General features: G+C 58.2%; 23 protein-coding genes. 8 read left to right on the top strand and 15 right to left on the bottom strand.

The genetic code is table 11. The features are described from left to right. Positions 1–216: 216 nt before the first annotated feature. The 4 genes from sstT to IM314_RS07805 all read right to left on the bottom strand — a co-directional run bounded on the left by sstT (position 217) and on the right by IM314_RS07805 (position 4471). A complete protein-coding gene (gene sstT / locus IM314_RS07820; RefSeq protein WP_041907970.1) occupies positions 217–1458 on the bottom strand; it encodes a serine/threonine transporter SstT in 1242 nt (413 codons plus the stop codon). A 221-nt stretch (positions 1459–1679) separates the two neighbouring features. Next, positions 1680–2648, bottom strand: a complete 969-nt coding sequence (locus IM314_RS07815; RefSeq protein ID WP_047367080.1) for a TerC family protein — start codon at positions 2646–2648, stop codon at positions 1680–1682. Positions 2649–2898: 250 nt separating this feature from the next. Next, complete coding sequence (locus IM314_RS07810; protein ID WP_193358500.1) at positions 2899–3897, bottom strand: Gfo/Idh/MocA family protein; 999 nt, start codon at positions 3895–3897, stop codon at positions 2899–2901. Positions 3898–3967: 70 nt separating this feature from the next. After that, complete coding sequence (locus IM314_RS07805) at positions 3968–4471, bottom strand: YgjP-like metallopeptidase domain-containing protein (RefSeq protein WP_023333531.1); 504 nt, start codon at positions 4469–4471, stop codon at positions 3968–3970. A gap of 83 nt (positions 4472–4554) precedes the next feature. On the opposite strand from IM314_RS07805, the gene rlmG reads away from it, so the two are divergent. Then, positions 4555–5691, top strand: a complete 1137-nt coding sequence (gene rlmG / locus IM314_RS07800; protein ID WP_041907973.1) for a 23S rRNA (guanine(1835)-N(2))-methyltransferase RlmG — start codon at positions 4555–4557, stop codon at positions 5689–5691. Here the strand turns inward: rlmG and IM314_RS07795 are convergent. The 3 genes from IM314_RS07795 to lsrR all read right to left on the bottom strand — a co-directional run bounded on the left by IM314_RS07795 (position 5688) and on the right by lsrR (position 10478). Beyond that, positions 5688–7709, bottom strand: a complete 2022-nt coding sequence (locus IM314_RS07795; protein WP_193358499.1) for an NADPH-dependent 2,4-dienoyl-CoA reductase — start codon at positions 7707–7709, stop codon at positions 5688–5690. The two genes, rlmG and IM314_RS07795, sit on opposite strands and share 4 nt — an antisense overlap. Before the next feature lie 185 nt (positions 7710–7894). Beyond that, positions 7895–9475, bottom strand: a complete 1581-nt coding sequence (gene lsrK, locus IM314_RS07790; RefSeq protein ID WP_041907976.1) for an autoinducer-2 kinase — start codon at positions 9473–9475, stop codon at positions 7895–7897. A gap of 34 nt (positions 9476–9509) precedes the next feature. Then, positions 9510–10478: a transcriptional regulator LsrR gene (lsrR, locus tag IM314_RS07785; RefSeq protein WP_193358498.1), complete on the bottom strand. Its 969-nt coding sequence runs from the start codon at positions 10476–10478 to the stop codon at positions 9510–9512. A 215-nt stretch (positions 10479–10693) separates the two neighbouring features. On the opposite strand from lsrR, the gene lsrA reads away from it, so the two are divergent. The 6 genes from lsrA to lsrG are packed head-to-tail and all read left to right on the top strand — an operon-like array spanning position 10694 to position 16379. Next, positions 10694–12181: an autoinducer 2 ABC transporter ATP-binding protein LsrA gene (lsrA, locus tag IM314_RS07780; protein ID WP_047364660.1), complete on the top strand. Its 1488-nt coding sequence runs from the start codon at positions 10694–10696 to the stop codon at positions 12179–12181. Next, positions 12178–13209 (top strand): autoinducer 2 ABC transporter permease LsrC, encoded by a 1032-nt coding sequence (gene lsrC / locus IM314_RS07775; RefSeq protein WP_193358497.1) that lies wholly within the window; start codon positions 12178–12180, stop codon positions 13207–13209. Before lsrA ends, lsrC begins: the two co-directional genes overlap by 4 nt. Next, on the top strand, positions 13210–14187 hold the full coding sequence (gene lsrD / locus IM314_RS07770) for an autoinducer 2 ABC transporter permease LsrD (RefSeq protein WP_193358496.1): 978 nt from the start codon (positions 13210–13212) through the stop codon (positions 14185–14187). It begins immediately after the preceding gene. Between the two features lies 1 nt (position 14188). Further along, entirely contained in the window at positions 14189–15190 is a 1002-nt protein-coding gene (gene lsrB / locus IM314_RS07765; RefSeq protein WP_188245727.1) for an autoinducer 2 ABC transporter substrate-binding protein LsrB, read from the top strand. 11 nt (positions 15191–15201) lie between these two features. Further along, on the top strand, positions 15202–16089 hold the full coding sequence (lsrF, locus tag IM314_RS07760) for a 3-hydroxy-5-phosphonooxypentane-2,4-dione thiolase (protein WP_048957229.1): 888 nt from the start codon (positions 15202–15204) through the stop codon (positions 16087–16089). After that, on the top strand, positions 16086–16379 hold the full coding sequence (gene lsrG / locus IM314_RS07755) for a (4S)-4-hydroxy-5-phosphonooxypentane-2,3-dione isomerase (protein WP_003862606.1): 294 nt from the start codon (positions 16086–16088) through the stop codon (positions 16377–16379). The genes lsrF and lsrG overlap by 4 nt, the downstream gene beginning before the upstream one ends. Before the next feature lie 22 nt (positions 16380–16401). Here the strand turns inward: lsrG and IM314_RS07750 are convergent, their stop codons facing one another. Further along, the gene (locus tag IM314_RS07750) at positions 16402–17091 is read right to left on the bottom strand and encodes a B3/4 domain-containing protein (RefSeq protein ID WP_188245726.1); all 690 of its coding nucleotides are present in this window, start codon (positions 17089–17091) and stop codon (positions 16402–16404) included. Positions 17092–17133: 42 nt separating this feature from the next. On the opposite strand from IM314_RS07750, the gene IM314_RS07745 reads away from it, so the two are divergent. Beyond that, entirely contained in the window at positions 17134–17736 is a 603-nt protein-coding gene (locus IM314_RS07745) for a helix-turn-helix domain-containing protein (protein ID WP_193358495.1), read from the top strand. On the opposite strand, the gene IM314_RS07740 is transcribed toward IM314_RS07745, so the two are convergent. From IM314_RS07740 to IM314_RS07710, 7 genes are all read right to left on the bottom strand, one after another. Then, entirely contained in the window at positions 17708–18454 is a 747-nt protein-coding gene (locus IM314_RS07740) for a fimbria/pilus periplasmic chaperone (RefSeq protein ID WP_127336334.1), read from the bottom strand. The two genes, IM314_RS07745 and IM314_RS07740, sit on opposite strands and share 29 nt — an antisense overlap. Positions 18455–18461: 7 nt before the next feature. After that, on the bottom strand, positions 18462–18992 hold the full coding sequence (locus IM314_RS07735) for a fimbrial protein (RefSeq protein WP_060572074.1): 531 nt from the start codon (positions 18990–18992) through the stop codon (positions 18462–18464). Positions 18993–19000: 8 nt separating this feature from the next. Beyond that, the gene (locus IM314_RS07730) at positions 19001–19540 is read right to left on the bottom strand and encodes a fimbrial protein (RefSeq protein ID WP_072201711.1); all 540 of its coding nucleotides are present in this window, start codon (positions 19538–19540) and stop codon (positions 19001–19003) included. A gap of 9 nt (positions 19541–19549) precedes the next feature. Beyond that, positions 19550–20557: a fimbrial protein gene (locus IM314_RS07725; RefSeq protein WP_041908003.1), complete on the bottom strand. Its 1008-nt coding sequence runs from the start codon at positions 20555–20557 to the stop codon at positions 19550–19552. Then, positions 20558–23185 carry a fimbrial biogenesis usher protein gene (locus IM314_RS07720; protein WP_060572078.1) on the bottom strand — a complete coding sequence of 876 codons (2628 nt, stop codon included), beginning with the start codon at positions 23183–23185 and terminating at the stop codon, positions 20558–20560. Between the two features lie 68 nt (positions 23186–23253). Then, on the bottom strand, positions 23254–23916 hold the full coding sequence (locus IM314_RS07715; protein WP_181013178.1) for a fimbria/pilus periplasmic chaperone: 663 nt from the start codon (positions 23914–23916) through the stop codon (positions 23254–23256). An 80-nt stretch (positions 23917–23996) separates the two neighbouring features. Beyond that, on the bottom strand, positions 23997–24533 hold the full coding sequence (locus IM314_RS07710) for a fimbrial protein (protein WP_227008546.1): 537 nt from the start codon (positions 24531–24533) through the stop codon (positions 23997–23999). Positions 24534–24593: the final 60 nt, after the last annotated feature.

The raw sequence follows: 24593 nt of genomic DNA, 5'->3' as shown, positions 1-24593 counted from the left end.
TGTAAAGCCCGCCCTCTCGGCGCATCCATGCGCCTCGCCCCGGCCGGAAGGCAAACGCCTCAGCGATTTACAGCCGGACCAGGACATCGCTATAAGTGATTCATTTCTCTGAAGCAATGTTCATCGCTTCAGGAAAAAAATTACTGGGGATTCCTCAGCCCACGGGGAGAGGGTAGAAACACTAAAAACGGCAACCTCAGGGTTGCCGTTTTGCTGTTAACCTCGCAGCGCGTTCTTCGCTAAACGAGCGTCTTCCGCCTGACAGGCCGCTGCGGTGAACAGCACGTCGGTAGAGGAGTTCAGCGCGGTTTCGCAGGAGTCCTGCAGCACGCCGATGATGAAGCCGACGGCCACAACCTGCATGGCGATCTCGTTCGGGATGCCGAACATATTGCACGCCAGCGGGATCAGCAGCAGCGAACCGCCCGCCACGCCGGATGCGCCACAGGCACACAGCGACGCCACCACGCTCAGCAGCAGCGCCGTTGGCAGATCCACAGGAATACCCAGCGTTTGCACGGCCGCCAGGGTCAGCACGGTGATGGTGATCGCCGCACCTGCCATGTTCACTGTCGCACCCAGCGGGATCGACACGGAATAGGTATCGCGGTCCAGGTTCAGCTTCTCCGCCAGCGCCATGTTAACCGGAATGTTTGCCGCCGAGCTGCGGGTGAAGAAGGCGTATACGCCGCTCTCGCGCAGGCAGGTGAGCACCAGCGGATACGGGTTACGGCGGATCTGCCAGAACACCAGCAGCGGGTTGATCACCAGCGCCACCAGCAGCATACAGCCGACCAGCACCATTAGCAGCTGCGCGTAGCCCCACAGCGCGTCAAAGCCGGTTGTGGCCAGGGTAGACGACACCAGACCGAAGATACCGATGGGCGCAAAGCGAATCACGACCTTAACGATAAAGGTCACGGCGTTGGACATGTCGTTGACCAGGTTTTTCGTCGTTTCGTTGCCGTGACGCAGGGCGAAGCCCAGGCCGATCGCCCACACCAGAATGCCAATGTAGTTGGCATTCAGCAGAGCATCAATGGGGTTCGTAACCATGCTCATCAGCAGGCCGCGCAGCACTTCCACAATGCCTGAAGGCGGCGTGACGTCGCCCGCCGCAGAGGTCAGATGTAGCGTGGAGGGGAAGAGGAAGCTAAAGACCACTGCGGTCAGCGCAGCAGAAAACGTGCCCAGCAGATATAAAAAGAGAATCGGGCGAATGTTGGTTTTTTGTCCGTGTTGGTGATTGGCGATAGAAGCCATGACCAGCATCAGTACCAGCACCGGCGCAACGGCCTTCAGCGCGCCCACGAAAAGCGTTCCGAGAAGCCCCGTCGCTTCCGCGGCGGGTTTTGACACCAGCGCCAGCAGAATACCCAGAACCAGACCTACCAGGATTTGTTTAACCAGGCTACCCTGCGTCAGACGCGCAAGCAGGCCCTTAGATTGTGTGCTCATACTAAATTCCTAAGTGAAATTGTGTTCCATCCTGGATGTGCTCTAAGTCACATTTATTTCAGGATGTAAATATTTGTTTGCCTGGTTGAGTATCAAGGAAAGCGGGGAAAGGCGGAAGAGTAAAATGCTGGATTTTACGTGTCACATCATATTTTTTAACTATTGAGTCACAAAAGGGTGTTAACCCTCTCCCCTTTGAGGAGAGGGTTAGGGTGAGGGGATTACTCCGCCTGCTGCTTTTTATCGTGCTGGCGGTTAACCCAGGTATTGATAACCAGCGTCACCAGCAGAATGCCGAACACCACGCCAAGCGAAATGGCGATCGGGATGTGGTAGAAATCCACGATCAGCATCTTGATACCAATGAAGACCAGGATCACCGACAGACCGTACTTCAGCATCGAGAAGCGCTCTGCCGCACCTGCCAGCAGGAAATACATGGCGCGCAGACCGAGGATCGCAAACAGGTTAGAGGTCAGCACGATGAACGGATCAGTCGTCACCGCGAAGATTGCCGGGATGCTGTCTACCGCGAAAATCACGTCGCTCAGCTCGACCAGAATCAGCACCAGCAGCAGCGGGGTAGCAAACAGCAGGCCGTTCTTACGCACGAAGAAGTGCTCGCTCTCGATCTTGTCCGTCATGCGCAGATGGCCGCGGATCCACTTCACCAGCGGCTTATCACCGATACCGGTATCGTCTTCTTTCGCCAGCGCCATCTTGACCCCGGTGAACAGCAGGAACGCGCCGAACACGTACAGCAGCCATTCGAACTGGGTAATTAGCCAGCTGCCGGCGAAGATCATGATGGTACGCAGGACAATGGCACCCAGCACGCCGTAGACCAGCACGCGGCGCTGCAAGGCTGCAGGCACAGCAAAGTAGCTGAACAGCATCAGCCAGACGAAGACGTTATCAACCGCCAGGGCTTTTTCAATCAGATAACCGGTGAGGAAGGCGAGCGCCTGAGGATCGGCCACCGCACGGCCTTCAGTCGAGGCCAGGTACCACCAGAAGGCGGCGCAAAAGAGGAGCGAGAGGGTAACCCAGACCAGCGACCAGACGGCGGCCTGCTTAACGCTCATGCCGTGCTCGCCGCGACGACCCTGCAAAAAGAGGTCGATCGCCAGCATGATGAGCACGACAACCGCGAATCCGCCCCACAGCATTGGAGTGCCGACAGAATGCATACTATTTTCCTTACACATAAAAAACAAAAACGGCCATGGTCAGAAGACGATAGCCGTTAGCTTTTTATGCATAGACCTCGCCTTCCGGCAAGGTCTCACTTACAACCACGAAGGTTGCCCGGCGACCGGATGCATATTTTACGCATCGTAATGACGATCCACCGGCGAAGAAGTTACTCCCCTTTGCAGGTAACAAAATATGTCAGACCATCGGTTTCGTCAATGGCCTGCGCCGTTTCATTACACAGCTTTACGCGATCGCTTCCGCGCCGACGCCGTCTGCCGGGAACACCACGCCGGTCTGGCGGCGGATCTCGGTTTGCAGCTTCGCCGTGGTGCGGCTTACCGCAAGGCCTGGGTGATTCACTTCGTTGTCTTCCACCAGACGGGCGAAGACCTCTGCCTCATAGAGCATAGTGTTAATATGCTGAGGCTGCGTCAGTTCCTGCGCTTTGCCGCCGCGCGGCACGAAGCTCACCTTCTGGCATTCGGAGATCTTCTCGATGACCAGCGACCCGGCTTCGCCCTGAATTTCGCTCGGCAACACGGAATCGCTCACCTTGGAGTGCTGCAGCGTGACGCTGAAATCACCGTAATCCAGCACCACCAAACCGTGTGCATCCACGCCGCTCTCCAGCAGGCTGGCGGTGGCCGTAACGCCGTGCGGCTCGCCCCACAGCGCTACGGCAGAGGCCAGGCAGTAAAAACCGATATCCATAATCGAGCCGTTTGAGAAGGCCGGGTTAAAGGTATTCGGATTCTCGCCGTCCAGATAGCGCTGATAGCGCGACGAATACTGGCAGTAGTTGATAAAGGCTTTGCGCACTTTGCCAATTTTCGGCAGGGACTGCTGCAGCAGAAGGAAATTCGGCAGGCTGGCGGTTTTGAACGCTTCGAACAGCACCACCTGGTTTTCGCGGGCAAGCGCAATGGCCGCTTCCACTTCCTCAATATTCGAGGCCAGCGGCTTCTCGCAAATCACGTGCTTTTTGTGGCTGAGAAACAGCGCCGTTTGCGGGAAGTGCAGGGAGTTCGGGCTGGCGATATAAACCGCGTCAATGGCGTCGCTTTGCGCCATTTCATCCAGGGAGGTGAAGAGATGCTCGACGAGGTAGTCGTTAGCAAAGTTCTGCGCCTGCTCAAGGCTGCGGGAATAGACTGCGGTGAGTTTAAGTTTGCCGGTTTCGTGGGCGGCGTCGACGAACTGGCGCGTGATCCAGTTCGTTCCAATGACTGCGAAACGTATCATAAACGTTTACGTACTCCGTAGCGGGGAACCTTTAGCCACTGTAGCACGGGATTATTGCAAAACCAGTGCGCTATTCCGCATTACCATTTAACGATAAATGCGTAAGCCACAGGCGGGTATCAAACTCCAGCTGGTGATACTGCGGCTCCATGTGGCAGCACAGGGAATAGAACGCTTTGTCGTGCTCTTTCTCTTTCAGGTGCGCCAGTTCATGCACCACGATCATCCGCAGAAAGGCTTCCGGCGCGTTACGAAACACCGTCGCCACGCGGATCTCCGCCTTAGCCTTCAGCTTGCCGCCCTGCACGCGGGAGATGGCGGTGTGCAGACCGAGCGCGTTTTTCAGCACGTGGATCTTGTTGTCGTACATCACCTTGTTGATCGGCGGCGCGCTCTTCAGATACCGGCTTTTCAGATCCTGCGTATACTGCCAGAGGGCCTTATCGGTCGCGAAATCGTGCGTGCCGGGATAGCGTTTTTCCAGCACCGCGCCGAGCTTCTGCTCGGCAATCAGGCTGCGAACCTGAGTCAGTAAATGCTCCGGATAGCCCTGGAGATAAGTAAGTTGGTTCATCAAAAGCCCAAATTAATGCGAAAACGGGTATACTCACGCACCCTTTTCAGGGATACGCCAAATTTTACCATTCAGGAGGGCCGATGAGCCACTTAGACAACGGTTTCCGTTCACTCAACCTTAAACGTTTCCCGGAAACGGACGACGTAAACCCGCTTCAGGCGTGGGAAGCGGCGGATGAATATCTGCTGCAGCAGTTGGATGAGACTGAAATCCGCGGCCCGGTTCTGATCCTGAATGACGCGTTTGGTGCCCTGGGCTGCGCCCTGGCAGAGCACACGCCGTACAGCATTGGCGATTCCTACCTGAGCGAACTGGCGACGCGTGAAAACCTGCGCCATAACGACATCGACGAGTCCAGCGTGAAGTTCCTCGACAGCACCGCGGACTACCCGCAGGCGCCGGGCGTGGTATTGATAAAGGTGCCAAAAACCATGGCGCTGCTGGAGCAGCAGCTGCGCGCGCTGCGCAAAGTCGTCACGCCGGAAACCCGCATCATTGCGGGTGCCAAAGCGCGCGATATTCACACCTCAACGCTGGAGCTGTTCGAGAAAGTACTCGGCCCGACCACTACCACGCTTGCCTGGAAAAAAGCGCGCCTGATCAACTGCACCTTCAGCGCACCGGAGCTGGCCGACGCGCCGGAGACGCTAAGCTGGAAACTGGAAGGCACCGACTGGACCATCCATAACCATGCGAACGTCTTCTCCCGCACCGGGCTGGATATTGGCGCACGTTTCTTTATCGAACATCTGCCGGAAAATCTGGAAGGTGAAATTGTCGACCTGGGCTGCGGCAACGGCGTGATTGGCCTGACGCTGCTGGCGAAGAATCCGGACGCCAGCGTGGTGTTCAGCGACGAGTCGCCGATGGCGGTGGCCTCCAGCCGTCTGAACGTGGAAACCAACATGCCGGACGCGCTGGACCGCTGCGAGTTTATGATCAACAACGCGCTGTCTGGCGTAGAGCCGTTCCGCTTCAACGCAGTGTTCTGCAACCCGCCGTTCCACCAGAAGCACGCCCTGACGGATAACGTCGCGTGGGAGATGTTCCACCACGCGCGCCGCTGCCTGAAAATCAACGGCGAGCTGTATATCGTGGCGAACCGCCACCTGGACTACTTCCACAAGCTGAAGAAGATTTTCGGCAACTGCGTCACCATTGCGACCAATAACAAGTTTGTGGTGCTGAAAGCGGTGAAGCTGGGTCGCCGTCGCTAAATAACCAGTGCAAGCTGGGTGCCCTGCGCAATCGCCCGCCGCGCATCCAGCTCCATCGCCATGTCGCACCCGCCGATCAAATGCACCGTTTTACCCGCTTCGCGCAGCGGATCGGCCAGATCGCGCTTTGGCTCCTGTCCGGCGCACAAAATCACATGATCCACGCGCAGCAGCTGCGGTTCACCACCGATCAGCACATGCAGCCCGTCGTCGTCGATCTTCTGGTAGCTCACCCCCGGGATCATCTTCACCCCGCGCGAGAGCAGGGTGGCGCGGTGGATCCAGCCCGTGGTTTTGCCCAGCCCTTCACCCGGCTTACTGGCCTTACGCTGGAGCATCACGATCTGGCGCGGGCTTTTCGGCAGCTGCGGCCCTTCCGGCCGTAATCCGCCGGACTGGCTCAGGCTGGTATCAATGCCCCATTCTACGCAAAACTCGGCGATGTTCTGGCTGGTGGCCTCGCCCGGCTGGCTTAAATACATCGCGGTATCAAAGCCGATCCCGCCGCAGCCGATAATAGCCACCTTCTCGCCAACGGGCGCTTTGTCACGCAATACGTCCAGATAGCTCAACACCTTCGGATGATCGATACCCTCGATTGCAGGCGTGCGCGGTGCGATCCCGCTCGCGAGGATCACCTCGTCGAAACCGATCAGATCCGCCGCGCTGACAAGCTGGTTAAGCCGCAGATCAACACCCGTCAGATCGATCATCCGGCGGTAGTAGCGCAGGGTTTCATAGAACTCCTCTTTGCCGGGGATCTGTTTGGCGATATTAAACTGCCCGCCAATTTCACCGGCTGCATCAAACAGCGTCACGCTGTGCCCGCGCGAGGCGGCATTCACCGCAAACGCCAGCCCAGCGGGGCCAGCGCCCACCACGGCCAGGCGTTTTTTATTGACTGTCGCAACCACCGGCATTTTGGTTTCATGGCAGGCGCGGGGGTTCACCAGGCATGAGGTGACTTTGCCGGCGAATATTTGATCCAGACAGGCCTGGTTACAGCCGATGCAGGTGTTGATCTCATCCGCACGGCCGCTTTGCGCTTTGGAGAGCAGTTCGGAGTCCGCGAGGAACGGACGCGCCATCGATACCATATCGGCGTCGCCGCGTGAGATCACATCGTCCGCCACCTGCGGGTCGTTAATGCGGTTAGTGGTGACCAGCGGAACGGAGACTTTGCCCTTCAGCTTGCGCGTTACCCAGCTGAACGCCGCGCGCGGCACCGGCGTGGCGATGGTCGGGATGCGCGCTTCGTGCCAGCCAATCCCGGTGTTGATGATGGTAGCACCTGCGGCTTCAATCGCCTGCGCCAGTTGCACGGTTTCGTCGAACGTGCCGCCGCCCTCCACCAGGTCGAGCATCGACAGGCGGAAGATAATAATAAAGTCCGCGCCCGCACGTTCGCGCACCGCGCGCACCACCTCCACGGCAAAGCGCATCCGGCGGGCATAGTCACCGCCCCATTCGTCGTCGCGCTGGTTGGTGCGTGCGGCGAGGAATTCGTTAATCAGATAGCCTTCTGAGCCCATCACCTCCACGCCGTCGTAGCCCGCCTCACGCGCCAGCGCGGCGCAGCGGGCAAAATCGTCGATCAGCGTCAGGATCTCGTCGTGGCTGAGGGCGTGAGGGGTAAAGCGGTTAATCGGCGCCTGAATAGCCGATGGCGCAACCAGCTTTGGCTGATAGCTGTAGCGCCCGGTGTGCAGAATTTGCAGGGCGATTTTGCCGCCTTCGTTATGCACCGCGTCCGTGACAATGCGGTGATGCGGCAGCTGTGTCGCATCATTCAGAACTGCGCCGCCCTCCATCGTCACGCCTGAAGGGGCAGGGGCTACGCCGCCGGTGACAATCAGCGCCACCCCGTGGCGGGCGCGTTCGGCATAGAAGGCCGCCAGGCGCTCGGCTCCGTCCGGACGCTCTTCCAGCCCGGTGTGCATCGAGCCCATCAGCACGCGGTTTTTGAGGGTGGTAAACCCCAGATCGAGGGGGGCGAATAGCGACGGGTAGCGGCTCATAGTCTCTTCCAGTGTAAAATTATTGTTATGTGGTCGGATGAGTTACTAATTTAGCCAGCGGCAGCAGAAAGGTAAAAGCGGGATCGAATGATTGTGATAGATCTCAAAGAACTTCCCCGGTGGCGCTACGCTTACCGGGGCTACAAAACCCCAGGACGGATAAGCGAAGCGCCATCCGGCGTTATTTACGGCGTCGCTGCCCGCGCTAACCCCGGCGCCTGCCACATCGACGTGGTCAGCCCGCTGTCCACCAGCCCGAGCTGATCCGCGTACACCGCCTGCCATTTCTGCATCATGCCGTCATACAGCTCGCGGTGCGCCGGGTTCGGCGTAAACTCCCGGCTCCACTTCACCAGCCGCTCGCCCGTCGAGGCCATATCCGCAAACAGCCCCGCGCCAGCACCTGCCGCAATCGCGCAGCCGAGCGCCGTCGCCTCTTTCACTTCCGGCACGCGCACCGGCAGCCCGGTGACGTCGCTTAAAATCTGGCTCCACAGGGCGCCCTTTGCGCCGCCGCCCGCAAACACCAGGCTATCAAACGTCACGCCGGAGAAGCGCGAAATCTGCGTCAGGTTACAGGCCGAGACGATTGCCGCGTTCTCCTCCAGGGCGCGGAACAGCGTCGCTTTGTTGCACTTTTCCGGGTCGATGGAGAGGTTAATAAACGACGGCGCGGCGTGGTACCACTGCTTGAAATGCATCGCGTCGGAGAAGATTGGCATTACGCCGTGGGAGCCAGCGGGTACGCGGCCCGCCATCTCTTCCAGCAGGGAATAGGTGTCCATCCCCATCCGCTCGGCAATCAGCTTCTCTTCGGCACAAAAGGCGTCGCGGAACCAGCGCATGGTCAGCCCGGTAAAGAAGCTGATCGACTCCGCCTGTGCCATGCCGGGGATAACGTGCGGGTTCACGCGGATGTTCATCTCAGGGTCGGTGCGCACCTGCGGCAGGTTAACCACCTGCTGCCAGAAGGTGCCGCCCAGCACCGCCGTTTGTCCGGCGCGAACCACGCCCAGCCCCAGACAGCCCAGCTGCACGTCGCCGCCGCCCATCACTACCGGCGTGCCTTCGCGCAGGCCGCTCTGCTGCGCGGCTTCATGGGTAATGGCACCCAGCACGGTGCCGGTCTCTTTTACCGGTGAGAGAATATCGGCGCGCAGCCCGGCCATGTCGAGCAGCGCCGGACGCCAGTCGCGGGAGAAGAGATCCAGCATGCCCGTCGTGCCCGCGTTCGACGGGTCCACCGCCAGCTCACCGGAGAGCTTTGCCGCCAGCCAGTCGCTGATCATGGTGATGGTCGCGGCCTTGCGGTAGATGTCCGGACGGTGATGCGCCAGCCAGAGCAGGCGCGGCATGGCGCTAAGAGCAAGCGTCTGGCCGGAAACGTCATACACTTCGGATTCAAAACGGTAGTCGTGGATCTCTTTGAGTTCAGCCACCTCGCGGCTGGCGCGGGCGTCGACGTTGGCGCAGGCCCAGATGGCCTCGCCGCTGCGGTCGTACAGCACGATCCCTTCGCGCATCGAACAGCAGGCGACGGACTGAATATCCGCCGCGCTCAGGCGCGCGCGCTCCAGCGCCTGCTGAATGCACCGGCAGGCCAGCTGCCAGTTGGTGTCGAGATCGAACTCCATCGACCCCGGCACGTTCTCCACGCTCAGGTGCTTCCATTCGGCCTGGCCGACGGCAATCTGGTTGCCCTGCAAATCGAAAATCACGGCGCGAACGCTGCCTGTCCCTGCATCTAACGCTAAAAGGTAACTCATGAGCTTGCCTCATTGTTAGCGCAGGGCATGCCCTTTACGTCAGGGCCAGCACCGCGCGGGCTGTCGTCTCCTCCGTCACCAGGCCATTGATACGGCGACCCTTCAGTGCGGCATAAATCGCATCGGCTTTCTCTTCCCCTCCGGCCACGCCAACGATGGTGGGCAGTTGCGCCAGTTCATCGAGAGTGACGCCCAGCAGTTCTTTGTGGATCTCCAGCTCCTCGACGCATTCCCCTTCGGCGTTAAGGAAATAACCGAGGATATCGCCCACCGCCCCTTTGCGGGCATACATCAGCTGTTCACCTTCGCTGATGTAGCCGGAGCGCAGGATCGTGGCGTTACGGCGCTGGTTTACTGAACCAATACCGACCACCGCCACGTCAGCGGCGGTGGCGGCGAGGATCACGTCCCGCACGCTGGTTTCGCGTTTTAAGATCCCGGCCACTTCGGCGGAAGACACGCGAAGCGGGGCGGGGATCATGCTGACGCTGCAGGCCGCGTCCAGCTGTCCGATACCGGTCATATATGGCCCGACGCCGCCGGAGAGCGTCACCAGGCGGATCTGCTGTGAGCTGATAAAGCCGCTCAGGTGCTGCAGGCTGCTCATGGTGGTTTCACCAAACCCCACCGCCAGCAGCTGGCCGGGCTCCAACACGCCCATCAGCGACTGCGCCGCGCCAATGCCGAGCCGCATGTTCATCGGCGGGGTATTCAGAGCGGGCATTACGCGCACCAGCTTCAGGCCAAAGCGCTGCTGTAGCTCGGTCTCCAGCGCCAGACAGCCCTCGTAGCGGGAGTTGATCTGCACGCGGATAACCCCGGACTGGCGGCCCTTCTCCAGCAGGCGGGAAATCTTCAAACGCGGCAGCCCGAGCCGTTCACCGATGTCGTTCTGGGTCAATCCGTCGTGGTAATAGCACCAGGCCACGCGCGCCACCAGCTCCTCTTCCGCCAGTGCCAGCCCGGCAAACCGACCTTCTTCCGCAGTGCGTTTATCGCTCATAATTGAACTCTTATAAAAATTTAGATCATATGTTCGTAATGGCGCGGCGTGAAAATGTGAGCCACGCGGCAAAACGGATCTTTTAGATCGTTTCTGGTTAATCTGAATCTCAATCGATAAAACTGTGATCCCTGCACGGTTGTAAATATAGTTCACCGTCTACGCTTTTGAACATTATTAAATCTAAAAATCATTTGTTCAATAGCGGAGCGATGATGACACCACTTCTCAACGCGCGAAATATCAGCAAGCAGTTCTCAGGCGTGCCGGTCTTAAAAGGCATTGATTTCACGCTGCTTGCGGGGCAGGTGCACGCGCTGATGGGCGGTAACGGCGCGGGAAAATCGACGCTAATGAAGATCATCGCTGGGGTGGAAACGCCGGATAGCGGTGAACTTTCGGTTGCGGGCGAGTCTTTTGCACGGCTTACCCCGGCGCAGGCGCACCGGTTAGGCATTTATCTGGTGCCGCAGGAGCCTCTGCTTTTCCCCAACCTGACCGTGAGGGAAAACATCCTGTTCCGCCTGCCGCGCGAGCGCGATCGGGAAAAGCGGCTGGCGGAGAAACTCCAGCAGCTGCAATGTCAGCTTAATCTCGACGCAATGGCCAGCACCCTGGAAGTGGCGGACCAGCAGATGGTTGAGATCCTGCGCGGGCTGATGCGCAACGCCAGAATTCTGATCCTCGACGAGCCCACGGCCTCGCTGACGCCCGGCGAAACCGAACGGCTGTTTCGCCAGATCCGCGCCTTACAGGCGCTCGGCGTCGGGATTGTCTTTATCTCGCATAAGCTGCCGGAAATCCGCACGCTGTCGAGCCACGTTTCGGTGATGCGCGACGGCGCGGTGGTGCTCAGCGGCGAAACCGCCCAGTTTGACGATAACGCCCTGATCGCCGCCATGACGCCGATAAGCCGTGAGAAATCCCTCAGCGATACGCAAAAGCTGTGGCTGGCGCTGCCGGGCAACCGCCGCACCCAGGCGCAGGATTTCCCGGTGCTGCGCGTGGAAGATCTCACCGGAGAGGGCTTTATCGATCTCAGCCTGGAGATTTACGCCGGGGAGATCGTCGGCCTTGCCGGACTGGTCGGATCCGGGCGCACCGAGTTTGCCGAAACGCTCTATGGCCTGCGTCCCGTACGCGGCGGGCGGGTGTGGCTGGAGAGCCGGGAGATCACCTCCGATCCGGTGGGTTTACGTCTGGAAAAAGGGCTGGTTTATCTGCCGGAAGACAGGCAGGTGTCCGGCCTGTTTCTCGACGCGCCTGTCCGCTGGAACACGGTGGCGCTGAACGAGCCGTCGCTCTGGCAGCAGCGAAAGCGGGAGTCTGCGGTGGTGGAGCGCTATCACCGGGCGCTGGGGATCAAGCTCAATCATGCGGATCAAACCGTGCGCACGCTCTCCGGCGGCAACCAGCAGAAGGTGCTGCTGGCGCGCTGTCTGGAGGCCAATCCTTTGTTGCTGATCGTCGATGAGCCGACGCGCGGCGTGGACGTGTCGGCGCGCGCCGATATCTACCAGCTCATTAAAAGCGTGGCGGCGCAGAATGTTGCGGTGCTGATGATCTCAAGCGATCTCGATGAATTTCCCGGCCTCGCGGACCGCGTGCTGGTGATGCATCAGGGCGTACTCAGCGGCGAGCTGCCGCGCCACGCCGTCAGTCTCGATCGGATGATGGCGCTGGCGTTTGGAGGACAATCATGAAGATCTTACTGAAAAACCGCGAGCTGAGCGCGTTTCTTGCCATTCTGGCGCTGTTCGCCGTGCTGGTGGCGCTGAATCCGTCCTACTTCAGCCTGCAAACGCTGGGGATGATCTTCGCCAGCGCGCAGATCCTGATCCTGCTGGCGATCGGCGCGGCGCTGGTGATGCTGACCCGCAATATTGACGTCTCTGTGGGCTCAACCGTCGGGCTGTCCGCCATTGCCGTCGGCGTGGCGCTTAATAGCGGCTACAGCCTGCCCGTTTCCATTCTCTTCGCGCTGTCCATCGGCGCGCTGGCCGGGGCGTTCAACGGCGTGCTGGTGGTGGGGCTGCGCATCCCGGCGATTGTCGCCACCCTCGGCACGCTGGGGCTTTACCGCGGGGCGATGCTGCTCTGGACCGGCGGAAAGTGGATTGAGGGGCTGCCGCCGGGACTGAAATCTCTCTCTGAGCCTGCCGCCGTCGGCATTTCGCCGCTCGGCATGGTGGTGTTGATCATCGCGGCCACCGGCGCGTGGACGCTGTCGCGCACCGCGTTCGGGCGTGATTTCTACGCGGTGGGGGATAACCTCGCCGCCGCGCGACAGCTGGGCGTGGCGGTGAACCGCACCCGCATGATTGCCTTTACCCTCAACGGCATGCTGGCGGCCTGCGCCGGGATCGTCTTTGCCGCGCAGATTGGCTTTGTGCCCAACCAGACCGGCAGCGGGCTGGAGATGAAGGCTATCGCCGCCTGCGTCCTCGGGGGGATCTCGCTTTTGGGTGGCACTGGCACGCTGATCGGTGCTCTGCTTGGGGCTTTCTTCCTCACCCAAATCGATACCGTGCTGGTGCTGTTCAGACTCCCGGCATGGTGGAACGACTTTATCGCCGGGCTGGTGCTGCTGGGCGTGCTGGTACTTGACGGACGCCTGCGTCAGGCGCTTTCAAGGCATCAGCGGGCGCTGAAGTACGGTCGCTTCCAGCCGGGTAACAAAGGGGGAAAGCACGTCACCCCGTTTCCCAAACGCAAAAAAGAGGTGGCGTAAATGAGGCTTAACTGGGAAAGCGCGCTGCTCATTTTGCTGGTGCTGGAGATCCTGCTTTTCGGGGCCATCAACCCGCGGATGCTCGATATCAACATGCTGCTGTTCAGCACCAGCGATTTTATCTGCATCGGCATTGTGGCGCTGCCGCTGACGCTGGTGATTATCAGCGGCGGGATCGACATCTCCCTCGGCTCCACCATTGGGCTGTGCGCGATTGCGCTGGGGGTGATGATGCAGGCCGGTTGGCCGATGGCACTCGCCATTCCATTGACGCTGCTGCTCGGCCTGCTGTGCGGGCTTTTGAACGCGGCGCTGATCCACTACACCGGCATCAGCCCACTGGTGATCACCCTCGGCACGCTCTACCTCTACGGCGGCGGGGCGCTGCTGCTTTCCGGCATGGCGGGGGCGACGGGCTATGAGGGCATCGGCGGCTTCCCGGACAGCTTTACCGCCTTCGCTAACCTCACGGTGTTGGGGCTGCCGATCCCGCTGGTGCTGTTCGCGGTAATTACCGCTTTCTTCTGGCTGATGACCCACCGCGGGCGCTTTGGCCGTCATCTGTTTTTGATTGGGCAGAACCCGCGCGCGGCGCGCTATGCGGCGCTGTCGGTCAACGGCATGCCGTATGCGCTGTACGGCCTGGTGGGCGTGGCCTCGGCGATTGCCGCGCTGGTGATGGTCTCCTATTTCGGCTCTGCGCGTTCGGATCTGGGGCGCGATTTGCTGATGCCCGCGCTCACCGCCGCCGTACTCGGCGGGGCAAATATTTACGGCGGTTCAGGGTCGGTGCTGGGTACGGCGCTGGCGGCGCTGCTGGTGGGGTATCTCCAGCAGGGATTACAGATGGTCGGCATCCCCAACCAGGTGTCGAGCGCGCTGTCGGGGGCGCTGCTGGTTGCGGTGGTGATGGGACGTTCGCTGAGTCTGCACCGTGAATGGGTGCGGTCTCTCTTTAGAAAACACTCCGGAGCGTAAGATGAAAACAAAACTGCTCGTCCTGGCAATGGCCCTCAGCTTCGCCTCGGCGCAGGCGGCGGACCGCATTGCCTTTATCCCCAAGCTGGTGGGCGTGGGCTTCTTCACCAGCGGCGGCAACGGCGCGAAAGAGGCGGGGAAAGATCTCGGCGTGGACGTCACCTACGACGGTCCGACCGAGCCGAGCGTTTCCGGCCAGGTGCAGCTCATCAACAACTTCGTCAACCAGGGCTATAACGCCATTATCGTCTCCGCCGTGTCGCCGGACGGTCTCTGCCCGGCGCTGAAGCGGGCGATGCAGCGCGGCGTGAAGGTCCTGACCTGGGATTCCGACACCAAACCGGAGTGCCGCAGCATCTACATTAACCAGGGAACGCCGGAACAGCTGGGCGGCCTGCTGGTGGAGATGGCGGGCAAACAGGTCACCAAGCCGAATGCCAAAGTGGCGTTCTTCTACTCCAGCCCCACCGTCACCGACCAGAACCAGTGGGTGAAAGAGGCGAAGGCCAAAATCGAGAAAGATCACCCCCAGTGGCAGGTCGTGACCACCCAGTTTGGCTATAACGACGCCACCAAATCCCTGCAAACCGCCGAGGGGATCTTAAAAGCGTATCCGGATCTGGACGCGATCATCGCGCCGGACGCCAACGCCCTGCCGGCGGCGGCGCAGGCGGCGGAAAACCTGAAGCGGGAAGGGGTGGCGATTGTCGGCTTCAGCACGCCGAACGTCATGCGTCCGTACGTTGAGCGCGGGACGGTGAAAGCCTTCGGCCTGTGGGATGTCGTACAACAGGGCAAAATTGCGGTCAATGTCGCCGATCGTCTGCTGAAAAAAGGCGATCTTAACCCTGGCGACAGCGTGGACGTAAAAGGTATCGGTGCGCTGAAGGTGGAGCCGAACAGCGTGCAGGGCTATCAGTATGAGGCGAAGGGCAACGGCATCGTGCTGCTGCCGGAGCGGGTGGTGTTCACCAAAGAAAACATCATCAAATACGATTTCTGACGGGGGAGCAAATGGCTGATTTAGACGACATCAAAGACGGCAAGGATTTTGGCATCGGCACGCCGCAGCAGAATGTGCCGTTCACGCTGAAGGGCTGCGGCTCGCTGGACTGGGGCATGCAGTCCCGCCTGGCGCGCATCTTTAACCCGCAGAGCAACCGCACGGTGATGCTGGCCTTTGACCACGGCTACTTTCAGGGGCCGACCACCGGCCTTGAGCGTATCGATCTCTCCATTGCGCCGCTGTTCGGTGAAACAGACGTGCTGATGTGTACCCGCGGCATTCTGCGAAGCCAGGTGCCCGCCGCGACAAACAAACCGGTGGTGCTGCGCGCCTCCGGCGGTAACTCCATTCTGGGCGAGCTGTCGAACGAGTGCGTGGCGGTGGCGATGGAAGATGCCCTGCGCCTGAACGTCTGCGCGGTGGCGGCGCAGGTGTACATCGGAAGCGAGTTTGAGCATCAATCTATCAACAACATCATCAAGCTTGTCGATGCAGGGGCGCGCTACGGCATGCCAACGCTGGCGGTAACGGGCGTCGGCAAGGAGATGGCGCGTGACGCGCGCTACTTCTCGCTCGCCAGCCGCATCGCCGCCGAGATGGGGGCGCAGTTCGTCAAAACCTACTACGTGGACGAGGGCTTTGAAAAAGTGACCGCCAGCTGCCCGGTGCCGATCGTCATCGCCGGGGGCAAAAAGCTGCCGGAGCTCGAGGCGCTGGAGATGTGCTGGCGGGCGATTGATCAGGGGGCGTCCGGCGTGGACATGGGACGCAATATCTTCCAGTCCAGCGCGCCGCTCGCCATGCTGAAAGCGGTGAAAAAAGTGGTTCACGAGAACGTGAGCGCCCGGGAGGCGTTCCAGTTCTGGCAGGACGAGAAACAGGGAGAAGCAAAATGAACGTGACGCTGGTTGAAATTAACATCAAGCCCGAGCGGGTGGACGAGTTTCTTGAGGTGTTTCGCGCCAACCACGAGGGGGCCATCAAGGAGCCGGGAAACCTGCGCTTTGACGTATTGCAGGACCCGCGGGTGAAAACCCGCTTCTTTATCTACGAGGCCTATAAAGACGAAGAGGCGGTGCTGGCGCATAAGCAAACGCCGCACTATCTGGCGTGCGTGGATAAGCTCGAGGAGCTGATGTCGGAGCCGCGCAAAAAACGCAGCTTTGTGGGATTGTTGCCCGAGTAGCGGCTTTGCCCGGTGGCGCTGTTCAGGCCAGCTCCAGCAGCTTCACCTGCACCGTTGCCCCCGGCATCAACTGCTGCAAATTGTTGACCAGCTCTTGCCCTGCCTCTTCCAGTGCCGCAAGCGGCATCGACGGCAGGCTTTCAAGGATAAACCACATCGATTGCGCCTGGCTGTCCAGGCGGGTCCGTATCCCCTGTCGCCAGTTCCAGCGGCGGCAGGTGACGCCGAGATCGTCGCGCCAGATAACCTCGCCCGGTTCCGGATGTTCCACCACCGGCTCTCCCTCTTTAAATGTATCAAACGGCTCGCTGCCGTCGGCCAGCGTCAGACGCGGCGCGCCCGAGTACGCCGCGAGATTTTCCCCACCCACCGGAATGGCGTAGCGAATGCTCACCGCGTTATAGATATCCACGACCGGATCCAGCGACGGCAGCGAACCGTCTTTCAGTACCCGCTTGCGCAGGGCCGCGGCCGAGCAGGGCGTACGTTTCGGTTTCGCGCCGAAGGCTTTGAATACGTTATCCCAGTCCGATAGGTGTGCATTAGCCCACGGCACATCATCATTCAACATCTGCTGGCAGGCCTGCGCCAGCGCGGCGGGCGCAACCTCCGGGTAGGTAATCGGCGCAGCTTCAACCAGAATGCTCAGCGCCCGAAAGCCAGGGGCAATCCCGGCAAGACGCGAATCTATTGACGGCGTAACGAGAGACATAAATAATCCTGTATTGACTGTTTTATACCATGGTAGTGACCAATGACAGATAAAGTCAATATAATGACTGATTTGGGTTCCGATGTTGCCCAGGTAAGCCTGGCCGTGGCGAACCGCATCCGCAACTGGCGGAAAGAGAAAAAGCTGTCGCTGGACGAGCTGTCCCGCCGGGCCAGCGTCAGCAAAGGGATGCTGGTGGAGATCGAAAAGGGGGCAGCCAACCCCAGCATCGCCATTTTGTGCAAGCTGGCCGCCGCGCTCGGCATCTCCGTGGCGGATATCGTTAACGTCTCCAGCGAGCCGCTGGTCCATATTATCGAAGAAGCGGCGATCCCGGTTCTGTGGCAGGGCCCACAGGGTGGCTACGCCAGGCTTCTGGCGGGCACTGCGGGCCCGGACATGATTGAGCTGTGGCAGTGGGAGATGCATCCGGGGGAGTATTTCACTTCGACAGGGCATCCGGCGGGAACCTTTGAGCTGCTGCACGTGAACGAAGGCGTCTTGACGCTGACGGTGGACGAGACGGTGACGCAGGTGAATGCTGGCGCGTCGGCGGTGGCGAAAACCGAAGCGGCGCACGGCTATGCGAACGAAGGGGAGAGCGTGCTTCGCTTCACTATGACGGTGGCGGAGTTTCACCGTTAGTGTCGGGTTTGTGGGTTCCTCGATGCAGCGTCTGAACCATCATGGGCAACACCCGCCCGGCGTCATTGAGGGTTTGCCAGCGTATCTCGCAGCGCGGTGCGCGACGGCACCATTCGGTTTTTCGTTGGCTGAAGGGAGCAACAACACCAGCGTTAACAACGGGCGTGCCGTTGATGACGGTCTGGAAAAGCGTCACGTAATACGGGGTAGGATTCGTCGCGATTAATCCCTCATCGGAGTAAGACCAGCGTATTTCCCGATAGGCGCGATCGGGGTTTCCTTTTAATCCCTCCGGGCGATAGAGCAGCTTAAACGCCGAACGTACCGCTATCTGCACATCCCGACTGCCCTCATGGGCTGACGGAATACTGGCGATGTTAAGCGTAAAGAGCGATTCGCGATCGGCTGGCAGGTCAGCCTCTGCCTGCAGCAGGCGGATAATATGTTCATGTCCGGGTTTTATGGCAAACAGCGGTGGTATAACCACCAGCGAACGGCCCGCAGACCCGGGCGCTTCTGCGCCGGGCCATTTTCCACCGGGAGAGATTCGGACAGTAACAAGGTAAGGTATGTCCGACTTGTTGCGCACCGGGACGGTGGTTGATTTATCTCTTTGCTGAATGATAAACCGGGTTCCACCAACAACTACGCCCGCATGTCCCTGCGCGTTGACCAGCAACACAATCATCAGTGAAATCGCGAATATTTTCGCCGACATGACAAATTTATGCATAAGTCAAAACAAAGGTTGCTGCCGCGTTTGCGGTACCTGGGGTGACGGTATCCGTGACGGCGAGATAGCGGGCAAAGAAAACGAGCTCGGCGGTCGTTTGATTTCCGGTAAGCACAAAGGGTAGGCTCTCTCCGCTCAGCGGCAGCGAGGATTTATCGGTGTTGAAAAGGCCGATTGCGACACCAGTGGCGCTATCTTGCGCCTCGGTAAGCGCCAAAAGCGCGTTGTTCAGTCCGTCAGGTGTTCCTTCGAAACGGGTAGTAATGGTGTTAAGCCCCGCCCCGCACTGCTCGACGTTAATCGTGAACCGCTCATACGGTGTCTCATTTTTAGCCTTCTCAAGCTGGGTGGCATTAACCTGCGTCATGGTAACGACCAGATGTTCTGAGTCGGGGGAAATGACGCAGGTTTTGTTTTTTATCGTTCCCGTAATATAAATCGTTCCGTCATGCGACCTTGCTTCGGCCAGCGGGAACAGTGTCAGAGATACGCTAAGTAAAGCTAATCTGATGAAGGGTTTCACGCGGTGCCTCACTGATACAGCAGATCGAAATACATCACCGCCGTGGCTTCGCCTGATGTGACGGTGGGCAAGGTGGATTTGTAGCGTAAAAAGAAGGTCAACAGATTGTCCCCCGGCGCGAGCGGATAGTGGGCAGATTCGGTGTTGTTAATATCGATGGGCGTGAGAGTGCTATCCAGAAGCTCTACGCCCAGACCGGTCGCCATGGTTGAGAGGTGGCCTTTACCGGTATCTGAAAGCGCCAGCAGAGAGGGATTGTCCCGATCCGCCTGTCCGGTAAACCACACCTGAGTATCGGTAATCGCAGCGGTACAGCCTTTGAGACTGATATCGAATTTTTTCGGGGGAGTGGTGGAGCCCGGTACGGGAAAATTGCCTACGGAAAACTCGCCCATGTCGACAGTCTGCTCCACGCTTTGCGTATCGACATTGCAGGATTCACCCACAATGGTACCGAAAACGTGAAGGTTATAACTGCCGTCAGCCATGACGAACGGGGTGAATAACAGGGCTGTCAGATACAGCCCTTTTTTCCAGGTAATATTCATCATTTATCCTCAGGCGAAATCAATGCGTAACAGTGCCAGAGCGGTGAAAACACCCAGCTCGGGAGAAAGACCCGTGGTGCTGATTGGATACGCTTGCAGCGTCACGTTGGCTTTTCCAGAGATATCCGTCTCGAAGGGCGCGTTACTTGAAAAGACGTTCGGCGTAAGGGGCGTGCCGTCCTCACGGGTAACGACGACCCCCACGTCCGGATTGTCCGTAGCCAGCGCCTGTGGATAACGACTGTCCGCCGTGCCCGTTAAGCGCAGCGTTAACTGCGCGGGAGATTCAACGTCCCCATTGCATTCGACCGGAACGTTAAAGGTTTTTGGACGGACATTATCGGGCATCTGCCCCGCCTGTCTGAAATCACCGTGGTAGAGTTTACCCAGATCCACCGTGACGGTTTGCCCGGCGTTGATGACGCAGTTTTGCGGAACGCTAATCACCCCGCTGTAGATGATTTTATAAACAACCGTATTAACCGGCTCATGATCCGTTGTGGTGATATAGACGTTAAACATGAGCCTTGAGGGGATCACGACGGTGCCGATAAAGGGTTTTACAATTTGCAGCCTGAACACAAGATGACTGTCGTTGACGGGGAATACCCCTCCCGTATCGACTTCGTCATGGCCGCCCATATGCACATATTCAACTGGCGGATAGAAATCGCCGATGGTGGCATCGTGAATTTTCATGGCCCCAATGATGTAATCCGGATCAAGCTGCAGATACTTCCATTCGCCTTCGGTTTTGATGACGGGATACGGGCTCAGGTAAGTACGATAGGTTCGTTTGTCCCAGTCCCCCGCCGGACATCTTGCACCGATATTAACATCCTGACTTTTCTCTAATTCTGTACCGCTACCGGGGCGATTCTGATCGGTCGTGAGTGTAGTGGTCAGGTCGTAGTTAACGATGGAAATGCTGCCATTGGCGTTAACGCAGGTTTTGGCGAGGCCATTACCGCTAAACGCCAGCCCCGCTACGCTGATTAACATTATCCATAGCTTCATTTATAAACACTCCATTTTCAGCCGTACCAGCGGCGCTTTGCTTTCCGGTAGTTGATATCTCGCCGTACACTGCCGGTTTGCACCTTCTCCCCATTGAATATTCAGCGTTCCTGTTGGGTTCAGGCCGGACAGATAGGTCTCACCCTCTTCACCGACAATCGTGTTGCTGCCACCGTCGTCGCGGGTCACCATGGCGCCGAAAGGAACGGGTTTTCCACGATAGAGCAGGGTCATTAAGGCGCGCGTACCGGGGCGCGCTTTGAACGTCGCGCGCACAACAGCACCTCGTGTCGGCACAACGTGCGTCACCGCATCGTCAATATCCACATCGTCGGCCAGCGAGTTGGTATCCAGTGCCATGCGATTGAGGCGATAGGACGAGGCGTAGGGAACAACGGCATAACCACGCCAGTCCGTGTGGATGCCGGGTTCATTTTCAATCTTGACCTCTTTTGCTCCTGGCGCAGCAATGAGTACGTTGGTATCGCCCAGAGGCTGGCTCAGGGTGATGCCGTTGCGGTGCGCGATAACGCCGCCTTTTAACCCGTAGTTGACCTGCTGATAGTCCCCGTTTTGGCTATAGTTATACCCGACGCTGGCATTACCGTATGCGCTGTCGTATTCCATGCTGCTCGCCCCCTGAGCGTGCGAGCCATGGCGGGTATAGCCTTGCTGCACGCTGTAGCTGAGGTTGTTGTCCTCCAGCAGCGTGCCGTTTATGCCTGCGTTCTGGGACGTGTCACCCTGTTTGTTCGTGCTCAGGCTATAGGTTGCATAGGCATAATTATGTTTTTGTCCCACTTCATTCTGCGGGGCTAACCACTGGCTTAATGGCAGCGATACATTCAGCGCGTAGATTTCATCACTTCCCGTCATGCCGGGGGCCTTATTGTAGTTATAGGAGAGGCTCCAGGAGACGTCTGCCCAGGTTCCGCTGTATCCAATCTGCAATAGCGTATTTTTCTCATCCGTGTGCCAGTAGCTTTGCTGGCTACCGGTAACATAAACAGAGCCCGAACCAGGCAATTGCTGAGAGAGATTGAACTGCACCTTGCCGCGTTTGGTGTAGTAAAGGTTGTAGTAATCCATCCAGAGGGTTTGCGCGTTATCCTCCTCCTGAGCGTCGCCTTTATAGCCCCGCATTTGTCTGTAGGCGGTTTCATCCAGGGTGTAAAACCCGGAGGTGGAGTAGCGATAGCCCAGCAGCTGAAAGTTTGTGCCAATGGCGTTTAAGGATTTCGCGTACAGAAAACGAATGGACTGTCCGGAGTGACTGCTATCATCGGCGAGGCGGCTTTTTGCGTGCGTCACGTCAACAGAGAGGGCACCCGCCTCGCCCATGTTCAGCCCTGCGCCCAATGCGGCGGCAGTGTAGTTCCGGGTCAATTGCGATCCGCCGTACGCGGTAAGACCGTGAGGAAGCCCCCAGATCAGAGAGCCCTGAATAAACTCAACGTCATCCTGCTGGCTACCGCTGCTACGGTATTCAGCCGCCGTCAGGGCGTATTTTAGTCGTCCTTCGCGCTGAAGAATGGGCACGGCGGAATAGGGCACGGAGTAGCTATTGATGCTGCCGTCTGCCTCTTTGACTTCGACCATCAAGTCACCGCTGGATGAGGTGGGGAAAAGGTCGTTGATCGCGAATGCGCCGGGCGGCACGTAGCTTTGATAAATGACGTAGCCGTTCTGCCTGATGGTTACCTGGGCATGACTTTTCGCGATTCCGCGAATGGTTGGCGCAAAGCCCTTCATGCTGTCCGGCAGCATATTGTCATCAGAGGCAATTTGCGCACCGCGGAAGGGCAGGCTGTCAAAGACATCTGAGGGGGTATAGCTGTCTCCCAGCGTTAGCCTTCCCTGAAGGGGGACGACCGTACGCTCCGCATAGGTGCTGATATGCTGCCAGCTATCGCTTTTGCCCTGAGCGCTACTGGAATGGTTCCAGGAGACATTGTCACGCAAACGCCACGGGCCGATATTTAAACCGCTGTTAAGGCCGAGAAAAGCGTTGTTGCTGGTCCCATTATCGGTTCCGCGATCGCGACTGCGCGATCCGGAAAAATTATAATTAAGCAGGAGCGCGTTAATCCCCTCATCCCACTGGTCGGGAGGAATATAGCCTCGCGCATTGTTTCTCATGGCAACCTGGGGGATGCTGATATCCAGTCTGAGCTTTTCAAAATCAAACGTGGTGCTGGCATCTGGAATGGCACCCGCCACATCAGTACAGTTATCTTTTTGAGCCGATGCCTGTAAAGAGAGAGCCTGAAGGTTGACCCCCATATTCTCAAGAGACTTCGCCGACAGGCAGGCGACAAGGCCAGTGTCATCCGTCGATTTTGCCGGGGCACTGTCTTCCACTTTCCGGGCATCGAAGGTGATATCGCGCGTAGCGATAAAGTGCTCATTCAGCCATATATCCACGCGGTAGACGCCGGGCGCCTGACCGTTAGTGGAAAAACGCGACAGATCGGCAACTGCTGAAGGATCGCCTGACAAGAAGGCAGGATTGAAAAAATACTCAGCGCGCGCTTCGGTAAGTGCGAGGAGTGCCGTAACGGCTACTGCCACGGGCGTCAGCGAGGTTAAATAGGCTGTGTCTGGAGCCGGTGAATCGTTACGCTTCATCTACTTTTCCTGCTATCCATGGCAAGGCACTTTTTGTCTGCATGCAGATCGTGTTTTCCAGTCTGCTATCAAGAACACGTTTGTGCGGGCGTATTAGCGCCAAAATCATTCACCGTCTGGAACCTGACGCGCCCGGCACCGCCGCCTGGAACAGGCAGGGTAAGGGTGTTGAAGGGGGCCACCATCGAATTTGGCAGTTGTGTATCACCGACGAAAAACTGCACAAGCGAAACGTAATAGGGGGACGGATTTTTAATGGACACCTGGCCGTTGGCTGTCTGGCAGGAGAGTGTTTTGGGCGCATCGGCGGAGAGAGACGCCAATTTTTTCGGACGGACAAACAGTTTTATTACGCTTTGCGTGGCAATCTGCAGCGTGTTCCCATTCAGCTTACTTTTATCAATAGAGGGAATTGCTTTACTGTTAAGATAAAATACGCTTTCACGATCGGTGGGCAGGTCCGGCCCCGCATACATAATACGTAACGTATTTTCTTTTTTAGGGTGTATAACAAACAGCGGTGGGGTAATAATAAAATCAGAAGATTTTACACCATCAGCATTGGCCACCCAAGTCTGAATCAGGAATGTATTATTACTTGACGAGTTAATAACAGGTAGTGATGCCTGTTTATCACCCTGAGGATAAATGACACGAGTGGCTCCCAGGGCGATGCCGCCGGCATTTGCATCAGGTGTCATACCTGCTGTAAGCGTAAACGTTGCGGCCATGAATAAGCCAGCACGTAATTGATTAATCATGAATCCTTTCATTTTCTCTTTATTCTCTCAATGAGACGACTTTATGCATTTTATTGATAGATGACGTTAAACCAGATCTGCGCATCGGCATTTCCTGCCTGCACGTGAGGGGCTGTCGACCGATATTTCGCGATGAATCTCAGCACGTTCTCACCCCCTCGGAGGGGAGCTTTCCAGAGGGGCGTGGTACCCGGAATGAGCAGATGACCTGTCGCATCAAAAATACCTATCCCAATACCCTTCGCGGCCCCTGCACCCTTACCGGCATGAAAGATCTGGGGATCTTTTAACGCCGTCTCTCCGTAAAACAGTACGCCGGCACGTTGGCTTACGCTGGCATCACACTCTTCAAGTTTGATTTGAAAAGGCGTCGGCATAGCCCAGTCCCCGGTCGAGATGAACTGGCTGCTACGTACCTGCCCCATGTGAACGACCAGATCCTGGCTGTCGGTGTTCACGGTACAGGCGGCATTAACGACCTGACCCATAAAGGTGACCTGCCCATCTTCACTCGCCAAAGCATGCCCTGAAGTACACGCTATCAGGCCCAGAGCGAGTAATACGTATTGAGTGGCATACTTCATCATTCGCTAAATTTCCATTGAACGCGTAACACCTCTCCGTCAGAGAGGTGTCACAGACGTTAG

This window comes from Enterobacter cloacae complex sp. P42RS (assembly GCF_014930595.1).
Lineage (GTDB): Bacteria > Pseudomonadota > Gammaproteobacteria > Enterobacterales > Enterobacteriaceae > Enterobacter > Enterobacter bugandensis.
Note: the sequence above shows the minus strand (reverse complement) of the source record. Positions and strands in the feature narration are given on the sequence as shown.

Excerpts from the sequence above, each read along its gene's own strand:
- IM314_RS07725 (WP_041908003.1), bottom strand. The coding sequence starts at position 20,557 with ATGAAGCTATGGATAATGTTAATCAGCGTAGCGGGGCTGGCGTTTAGC.
- IM314_RS07730 (WP_072201711.1), bottom strand. The coding sequence starts at position 19,540 with ATGAATATTACCTGGAAAAAAGGGCTGTATCTGACAGCCCTGTTATTC.
- IM314_RS07710 (WP_227008546.1), bottom strand. The coding sequence starts at position 24,533 with ATGATGAAGTATGCCACTCAATACGTATTACTCGCTCTGGGCCTGATA.
- lsrA (WP_047364660.1), top strand. The coding sequence starts at position 10,694 with ATGACACCACTTCTCAACGCGCGAAATATCAGCAAGCAGTTCTCAGGC.
- lsrD (WP_193358496.1), top strand. The coding sequence starts at position 13,210 with ATGAGGCTTAACTGGGAAAGCGCGCTGCTCATTTTGCTGGTGCTGGAG.
- IM314_RS07750 (WP_188245726.1), bottom strand. The coding sequence starts at position 17,091 with ATGTCTCTCGTTACGCCGTCAATAGATTCGCGTCTTGCCGGGATTGCC.
- IM314_RS07810 (WP_193358500.1), bottom strand. The coding sequence starts at position 3,897 with ATGATACGTTTCGCAGTCATTGGAACGAACTGGATCACGCGCCAGTTC.
- lsrF (WP_048957229.1), top strand. The coding sequence starts at position 15,202 with ATGGCTGATTTAGACGACATCAAAGACGGCAAGGATTTTGGCATCGGC.
- IM314_RS07715 (WP_181013178.1), bottom strand. The coding sequence starts at position 23,916 with ATGGCCGCAACGTTTACGCTTACAGCAGGTATGACACCTGATGCAAAT.
- IM314_RS07740 (WP_127336334.1), bottom strand. The coding sequence starts at position 18,454 with ATGTCGGCGAAAATATTCGCGATTTCACTGATGATTGTGTTGCTGGTC.
- rlmG (WP_041907973.1), top strand. The coding sequence starts at position 4,555 with ATGAGCCACTTAGACAACGGTTTCCGTTCACTCAACCTTAAACGTTTC.
- lsrR (WP_193358498.1), bottom strand. The coding sequence starts at position 10,478 with ATGAGCGATAAACGCACTGCGGAAGAAGGTCGGTTTGCCGGGCTGGCA.
- IM314_RS07805 (WP_023333531.1), bottom strand. The coding sequence starts at position 4,471 with ATGAACCAACTTACTTATCTCCAGGGCTATCCGGAGCATTTACTGACT.
- lsrK (WP_041907976.1), bottom strand. The coding sequence starts at position 9,475 with ATGAGTTACCTTTTAGCGTTAGATGCAGGGACAGGCAGCGTTCGCGCC.
- IM314_RS07745 (WP_193358495.1), top strand. The coding sequence starts at position 17,134 with ATGACAGATAAAGTCAATATAATGACTGATTTGGGTTCCGATGTTGCC.
- IM314_RS07720 (WP_060572078.1), bottom strand. The coding sequence starts at position 23,185 with ATGAAGCGTAACGATTCACCGGCTCCAGACACAGCCTATTTAACCTCG.
- sstT (WP_041907970.1), bottom strand. The coding sequence starts at position 1,458 with ATGAGCACACAATCTAAGGGCCTGCTTGCGCGTCTGACGCAGGGTAGC.
- IM314_RS07795 (WP_193358499.1), bottom strand. The coding sequence starts at position 7,709 with ATGAGCCGCTACCCGTCGCTATTCGCCCCCCTCGATCTGGGGTTTACC.
- lsrC (WP_193358497.1), top strand. The coding sequence starts at position 12,178 with ATGAAGATCTTACTGAAAAACCGCGAGCTGAGCGCGTTTCTTGCCATT.
- lsrG (WP_003862606.1), top strand. The coding sequence starts at position 16,086 with ATGAACGTGACGCTGGTTGAAATTAACATCAAGCCCGAGCGGGTGGAC.
- lsrB (WP_188245727.1), top strand. The coding sequence starts at position 14,189 with ATGAAAACAAAACTGCTCGTCCTGGCAATGGCCCTCAGCTTCGCCTCG.
- IM314_RS07815 (WP_047367080.1), bottom strand. The coding sequence starts at position 2,648 with ATGCATTCTGTCGGCACTCCAATGCTGTGGGGCGGATTCGCGGTTGTC.